Raw genomic sequence first — 6,613 nt, 5'->3', positions numbered from 1 at the left:
AGATTTGTAAAAGAGCCAGAACGTAGGCTGGCCCCATGGTCGTCTCAGCTTCGTTTCCCGGTCCGGCCAAGCGGGCGGACGTCGCGCCCTTTCACGTCATGGAGGTGCTCTCCGCGGCGGCCGCCCGGCAGCGGACGCACGGGGACGTCGTCAGCCTGGCCGCGGGCCAGCCCAGCGCGGGCGCGCCCAAGCCGGTGCTCGAAGCCGCCGCACGGGCGCTCACCGGGCAGAACCTCGGCTACACCGTCCAGCTCGGCATCCCCGAGCTGCGCGAAGCCATCGCCGGGCACTACGACCGTCGCTACGGCATGACCGTCAGCCCGGAGGACGTCATCGTCACCACCGGGTCCTCCGGCGGCTTCATGCTGTCCTTCCTGTCCGCCTTCGACGCTGGTGCCCGCGTCGCGATGGCCCGGCCCGGCTACCCGGCCTACCGCAACCTGCTGTCCGCCCTGAACTGCGAAGTCGTCGAGTTCGCCACCGATGAGCGCACCCGCTTCCAGCCGACCGTCGACCTGCTCGACGAGCTCGGCCCGATCGACGGGCTGATCGTGGCGAGCCCCACCAACCCGGCCGGGACCGCGCTGCCGCCGGGCGAACTCGCCGCCATCGCCGGCTGGTGTTCGGCCCGCGGCGTGCAGCTGATCAGCGACGAGATCTACCACGGCATCTCCTACGGCACCGAACTCGGCTGCGCGTGGCAGTCCACCACGGAATCCATCGTGCTGGGCTCGTTCTCCAAGTACTTCGCCATGACGGGCTGGCGGCTGGGCTGGATGCTCGCCCCGAAACGCCTGCACCGCGCGATCGACGTGCTCACCGGCAACCTCAACATCTGCGCCCCGGCGCTCGCGAAGAACGCCGCCGTCGCCGCGTTCGAGCCGGAGTCCTACGCCGAGCTGGACGGGCACGTCGCGCACTACCGCCGCAACCGCGACCTGCTGCTGGACGGCCTGGCCGGCATCGGGCTGACCCGCGTCGCCCCGGTCGACGGCGCGTTCTACGCCTACGTCGACGTCTCCGAGCACACCACGGACAGCCTGAGCTGGTGCCAGCGGCTGCTCGCCGACCGCGGCGGCGCGATCACGCCGGGCATCGACTTCGACCCGGTCGACGGCGGGAAGTTCGTCCGGTTCTCCTTCGCCGGGTCGGAAGCCGACGTCACCGAGGGTGTCGCGCGGCTGGGCCGGTGGCTCTCCGGGGGAACCCCCAGTTTTCCCTGAACGTTGACCAGAACACGGGCGCCCCGGCACGAACCCGTGCGAGGCTGCTCGTAGCGGGCCGAACGAGCCCGCGTGGCACAACCGGAGGGGAATGCCATGTTCTGGAAGATCGTCGGCGCGCTGCTCGTCGCCTGGCTCGCGTTCATGGTTATCGGCTCGGTGATCGGGTTCGTGTTCAAGGCCATCCTGTGGATCGCCGTGATCGGTGGCGTCGGCTTCCTGGGTGCCGCCGCCTACAGCGCGATCAAGAACAACAAGGAGCGCAAGCAGATCCGGCCCTAGAGCACGGCCCGCGCCGCCTCGGCGCCGTCCCAGAGGTGCGCGCGCAGCCCGGCCGCCCGCGCGCCCTCCACATTGGACTGACGGTCGTCGAAGAAGACGCAGTCGCCCGCCGGTACGCCGAGGCGGGCGACGAGCAGTTCGAAGATCTCCGCGTCCGGCTTGGCCACACCCACGTCGCCGGAGAACACCCGGACCCGGAAGTGCCGCATCCAGTCCTGCCGCTCGGCGAACCGGGCGAACGAGGACGGCGCGTTGGACAGCAGCGCCAGCGGCACCCCGGCCGCGCTCAGCCCGGCCAGCAGTTCCAGCGACGACTCCCGCACGTCCGACCAGCCGCGGATGTCGATCTCGGTCAGCTTGTCCGATGTGGACTCGTCGACCGGCACGCCGAGCGCCTCCCCGATCCCGCCCCAGTACTCCAGGTCGGAGCTGCCCCGGTCGTAGGCGTCCCGCAGCCGCCAGTACTGCGGCTCGAACTCCGCCAGCGGCACGCCCAGCGTGGCGGCCAGCTTCGGCAGCGCGGTCGTCCGGCCGCAGATCACCTCGCCGTAGTCGAACACCACCCAGCCGGTCACGGGTGACCACCGGCCTTGATGCGGCGCAGCGCCTCGTCCACGTCGGCGGCCGAGACGTCCCGGTGCAGCACGAACCGCACCTTGCCGGCCATCGGCAACGCGAGCACGCCCTGCGCCCGCAGCGACTCCAGCGTCACGGCGATGTCGGCGACCGGCGCGAGCACGATGTTCGTCTCCGGGGTGTCGGCCTGCCAGCCCAGGTCACGCAGCCCGTCGGCCAGCCGGCGGGCCTTGTCGTGCTCCTCGGCGAGGTCCGGGACCCGGTCCAGCGCCACCAGGCAGGCCGCGGCGAGCACGCCGATCTGCCGCATGCCGCCGCCGAGCATCTGCCGCATCCGGCGCGCCCGCTCGACGAACTCCCGGCTGCCCGCGACGACCGACCCGGCGGGCGCGCCGAGCCCCTTGCTGAAGCACGCGGACACGCTGTCCACACCGACGGTCAGCGCGGCGGGCGGCAGGCCGAGCGCGACGGCCGCGTGCCACACGCGGGCGCCGTCGAGGTGAACCTGCAGCCCGGCCTGGCGCGCGGTGGACAGCAGCTGGGCGTGCTCGTGCGGCGGGATGACCGCGCCACCGGCCGCGTTGTGGGTGTTCTCCAGGCACAACAGCGTGGTGCGCAGCGCGTAGTACGGGCCGCTGCGGGACCCGATGGCCGCCGCGACCGTCTCCGGCTTGGGCCGGCCGGGGCCGCCGTCGTGCGGCAGCGCCTCGGGCATGCCACCGGCGAGCCAGGCGGCCGAGCCCAGCTCGTTGTTCAGCACGTGCGCGTTGTTCGGCGCGAGGAACCGGTCACCGCGCTGGAGGTGGACGGACAGGGCGATGAGGTTGGCCATCGTGCCGCTGGGCGTCCACAGCGCGGCCGGCATGCCGAGGACCGCGGCGGCGCGCTCCTCCAGCTCGCGGACGGTGGGGTCGACGTCGATCACGTTGTCGCCGACCTCAGCGGACGCCATCGCTCTGCGCATCTGCTCATCCGGACGGGTGACGGTGTCCGAACGGAAGTCGATCAACTGGGTGGCTGCTGAGGTCACAGTCAGATCACATCACACCGTTCAGATGATCTTCAAGAAGGTGCAACCCGCCGGGTGGGCGGTTCCGTCTTTACGCCGAGACCGAGGAGCGGAGAGCCTAAACGCGTGGACGAACGCGACGAGCAGGACTTCGCGGAGTACTTCGCGGCCAAGCGCGACTCCGTGCGCCGGACCGCGTACCTGCTCTGCGGCGACTGGCACCGCGCGGACGACCTCGCGCAGACGGCGTTCGTGGCGCTGCACCGGAAGTGGAACCGCATCCGGGACCGCGCCGCGACCGACGCCTACGTGCGGCGGACGCTGGTCCGGGCGTCGATCGACGAGTCGAGACGGCCCTGGCGGAGGGAGCGGCACGTGGCGGAGCTGCCCGAGCCCGAGCCCACCGGATCCCGGCTGGACGAGCAGGTCGCCACGCGCGCGGACCTGCTGGCCGGGCTGCGCGCGGTGCCGGCGAAGCAACGGGCCGTGCTCGTGCTGCGCTACTTCGAGGGCCTGGACGTGGCCGGGGTGGCGAAGGCCCTCGGCTGCAGCGAGGGGAACGTGAAGAGCCAGACCGCGCGCGGGCTGGCGAACCTGCGCGAAGCGTTGGGTGAGGAGGTGGAAGCCGGTGGATGAGCACGAGCTGCGGGAGCTGTTCCGGTCCGCGCCCGGTGAGCCGCCTCCGGCGGGCTTCGACGTGCGGGACGTGCGGGCGGCCTCGGCGCGGGTGACCGCGCGGCGGCGTACGACGCTCGCCGTGGCGTCACTCTGCGTGGTGTTCGCCCTGTTCGGCGCCGGAATCGCCGGATTGGTCCAGTCCCGGACCACCCAATCGACTCAAGTCCAGGGGCAGGAGCAACCGGCGAACGCGCCGGAGCGTCTCCCGTCCGTTGCGCCACAGCTTTCCGGCCCCTCCGCCATGCAGGGAGGAGAGGGCGCCGGGGAGAACGGCCCACGGGCCGACAGCACCTCCGGGTGCGACAAGGTGGACCGGGAGCTCGCCACCGCCCTCGCTGGCGAGCTTCCGGCCACCGGGATCACCGCGCCGCGCGCCGGGGACGTGTGCACCCCGGGGTCGCGGACGGCGAGCTACGGCGTCACGGAGAACGGCCGCACCGGTTCGGTGTCGGCGACCGTGCTACCGCCGGGGGCCAGCGTCCAGCTCGCGAAGCTCGCCGACGGCGCCGTGGTCGACCAGCGGCTGGCCGCGGGCGGCGGGACGGTGATCGTGCTGAGTGTGCCGAACCCGGGCAGCGCCGCGCCGCTGGCGGACGACGTCGCGAAGATCGCCACCGCGCTCGCGCAGAGGTTCTAGCTGGTTAGATGGGCGGCCATGACGTCCGGAGCGAGCACGCCGAAGGGTGAGCGCAGGCGGGCGGCCCTCATCGAGGCCGCGGCCGAGCTGCTGGTCGAGGGCGGCTTCGACGCGATCCGGCACCGCGCAGTCGCCGAGCGGGCCGGGCTGCCCCTGGCGTCCACGACGTACTACTTCGACTCGCTCGACGACCTCATCAGCGCCGCCGCCGAGCACCACGGCCGCACCGAGCTGGCGAAGGGGCACGCGCAGCTGGACGAGCTGCCGACCGCGCCGCGCGGCATCGACAGCGTGGTGGAGCTGGTGCTGGACCAGCTGCTCGGCGAGGACGCGGGGTACGAGGCGGTGCTGCTGCGGTACGAGCGGCTGGAGGCGACCGGGCGGCGGCCGTACCTGCGGCCGCTGATGCGGGCGCTCGGCGCGGAGCTGCGGGAGCTGCTGACCGAGATCTTCGCCCGGTCCGGGCTGGCGATCGAGCGGGACCGCCTGGAGGAGCTGATCGCGCTCGTCGACGGTGCCGTGGTCAACGCCTTGATCGAGGTGGACCCGGATCCGCGGGCGGTGGCGCGGGCGAGGCTCGCCCGCGCGCTCTCTAAGCTTGGGGCGTGACGAAACCGCAGATCCCGAACGTCCTCGCCGGTCGCTACGCCTCTCCCGAGCTGGTCTCGCTGTGGTCGCCGGAGAACAAGGTGAAGCTCGAGCGCGAGCTGTGGATCGCGGTGCTGCGCGCGCAGCGGGACCTGGGCGTCGAGGTGCCGGACGGGGTCGTCGAGGACTACCAGCGGGTGCTGGACCAGGTCGACCTGGGCAGCATCGCCGAGCGGGAGCGCGTCACCCGGCACGACGTGAAGGCGCGGATCGAGGAGTTCAACGCGCTGGCCGGCCACGAGCACGTGCACAAGGGGATGACGTCGCGGGACCTGACCGAGAACGTCGAGCAGCTGCAGGTCCGGCGGTCGCTGGAGCTGCTGCGCTCGCGGGTCGTCGCGGTGCTGGCCCGGCTGGCGGCGCTGGCGGCCGAGCACGCGGAGCTGGTGATGGCCGGCCGGTCGCACAACGTGGCCGCCCAGGCGACGACGCTGGGGAAGCGGTTCGCGACGGCGGCCGACGAGCTGCTGGTGGCGTTCGACCGGCTGGACGACCTGATCGGGCGGTACCCGCTGCGGGGGATCAAGGGCCCGGTGGGGACGGCGCAGGACATGCTGGACCTGCTGGGTTCGGCGGAGACGCTGGCCGAGCTGGAGCAGCGGATCGCCGCGCACCTGGGGTTCTCGCGGACGTTCACCAGCGTCGGGCAGGTTTATCCGCGGTCGCTGGACTTCGACGTGCTGTCGGCGCTGGTCCAGGTGGCGGCGGCGCCGTCGAGCCTGGCGAAGACCATTCGGTTGATGGCCGGGCACGAGCTGGTGACCGAGGGGTTCAAGCCCGGGCAGGTCGGCTCGTCGGCGATGCCGCACAAGATGAACACGCGGTCGTGCGAGCGGGTCAACGGGCTGGCCGTGGTGCTGCGCGGGTACCTGTCGATGATCGGCGAGCTGGCCGGCGACCAGTGGAACGAGGGGGACGTGTCGGATTCGGTGGTGCGGCGGGTCGCGCTGCCGGACGCGTTCTTCGCGCTGGACGGGCTGCTGGAGACGTTCCTCACGGTGCTCGACGAGTTCGGCGCGTTCCCGGCCGTGGTGGCGCGGGAGCTGGAGCGGTACCTCCCGTTCCTGGCGACGACGAAGGTGCTGATGGCGTCGGTGCGCGGCGGGGTCGGCCGGGAAACCGCCCACGAGGCGATCAAGGAGCACGCGGTCGGGGTGGCGCTGGCGATGCGCGAGAAGGGCGCGGACAACGACCTGCTGAACCGCCTAGCCGACGACGCGCGACTGCCACTGGACCGCGACGCACTGGAGCGGTTGCTGGCGGACCGGATCTCGTTCACCGGCGTGGCGCCGGCGCAGGTGGCCGCGGTGGTGGCGCGCGTGGAGGACGTGCTGACGCGGTTCCCGGAGGCGTCGAAGTACGTACCGCAGCCGATCCTCTGAGCTGGGTGGGGTTCGTTCGGGCGGATGGGGTTCGCTGGGTCGGATGGGGCTCGCTGAGTCAGGCGGGGTTCGCTGAGTCGGGCGGGGTCCGCCGAGGCCGGGAGGGCTCGCTGGGTCAGGCGGGGTTCGCTGAGTCGGGCGGGGTCCTCCGAGGCCGGGAGGGCTCGCTGAGTCAGGC

Annotated in this window: 8 protein-coding genes; 6 read left to right on the top strand and 2 right to left on the bottom strand. The window is 72.4% G+C overall.

Annotated features, from left to right (window positions below):
• Positions 1 to 35: 35 nt before the first annotated feature.
• A complete protein-coding gene (locus tag D0D28_RS34820) occupies positions 36 to 1,223 on the top strand; it encodes an aminotransferase class I/II-fold pyridoxal phosphate-dependent enzyme (protein WP_116115447.1) in 1,188 nt (395 codons plus the stop codon).
• 96 nt (positions 1,224 to 1,319) lie between these two features.
• Complete coding sequence (locus D0D28_RS34815; RefSeq protein WP_094009132.1) at positions 1,320 to 1,505, top strand: hypothetical protein; 186 nt, start codon at positions 1,320 to 1,322, stop codon at positions 1,503 to 1,505.
• Here D0D28_RS34815 and D0D28_RS34810 read toward each other — a convergent pair.
• Together D0D28_RS34810 and D0D28_RS34805 are read right to left on the bottom strand one after the other, a co-directional pair.
• Complete coding sequence (locus D0D28_RS34810; RefSeq protein ID WP_094009133.1) at positions 1,502 to 2,080, bottom strand: HAD family hydrolase; 579 nt, start codon at positions 2,078 to 2,080, stop codon at positions 1,502 to 1,504. The genes D0D28_RS34815 and D0D28_RS34810 overlap by 4 nt on opposite strands.
• Positions 2,077 to 3,117 carry a GntG family PLP-dependent aldolase gene (locus tag D0D28_RS34805; protein WP_198958406.1) on the bottom strand — a complete coding sequence of 347 codons (1,041 nt, stop codon included), beginning with the start codon at positions 3,115 to 3,117 and terminating at the stop codon, positions 2,077 to 2,079. Before D0D28_RS34805 ends, D0D28_RS34810 begins: the two co-directional genes overlap by 4 nt.
• Before the next feature lie 99 nt (positions 3,118 to 3,216).
• Here D0D28_RS34805 and D0D28_RS34800 point away from each other — a divergent pair, with 99 nt between their 5' ends.
• The 4 genes from D0D28_RS34800 to purB are packed head-to-tail and all read left to right on the top strand — an operon-like array spanning position 3,217 to position 6,435.
• A complete protein-coding gene (locus D0D28_RS34800) occupies positions 3,217 to 3,726 on the top strand; it encodes a SigE family RNA polymerase sigma factor (RefSeq protein ID WP_116115445.1) in 510 nt (169 codons plus the stop codon).
• Positions 3,719 to 4,405: a hypothetical protein gene (locus tag D0D28_RS34795; RefSeq protein WP_116115443.1), complete on the top strand. Its 687-nt coding sequence runs from the start codon at positions 3,719 to 3,721 to the stop codon at positions 4,403 to 4,405. Before D0D28_RS34800 ends, D0D28_RS34795 begins: the two co-directional genes overlap by 8 nt.
• Before the next feature lie 18 nt (positions 4,406 to 4,423).
• Positions 4,424 to 5,014, top strand: coding sequence for a TetR/AcrR family transcriptional regulator (locus D0D28_RS34790; RefSeq protein WP_116115441.1), 591 nt, complete (start codon positions 4,424 to 4,426; stop codon positions 5,012 to 5,014).
• The gene (gene purB / locus D0D28_RS34785; protein WP_116115439.1) at positions 5,011 to 6,435 is read left to right on the top strand and encodes an adenylosuccinate lyase; all 1,425 of its coding nucleotides are present in this window, start codon (positions 5,011 to 5,013) and stop codon (positions 6,433 to 6,435) included. Before D0D28_RS34790 ends, purB begins: the two co-directional genes overlap by 4 nt.
• The last annotated feature ends 178 nt before the right edge of the window (positions 6,436 to 6,613 follow it).

This window comes from Amycolatopsis ruanii (assembly GCF_003385175.1).
Lineage (GTDB): Bacteria > Actinomycetota > Actinomycetes > Mycobacteriales > Pseudonocardiaceae > Amycolatopsis_E > Amycolatopsis_E thermalba.
The sequence above is the reverse complement of the archived record's forward strand: the minus strand, read 5'-3'. Positions and strand labels throughout refer to the sequence as shown.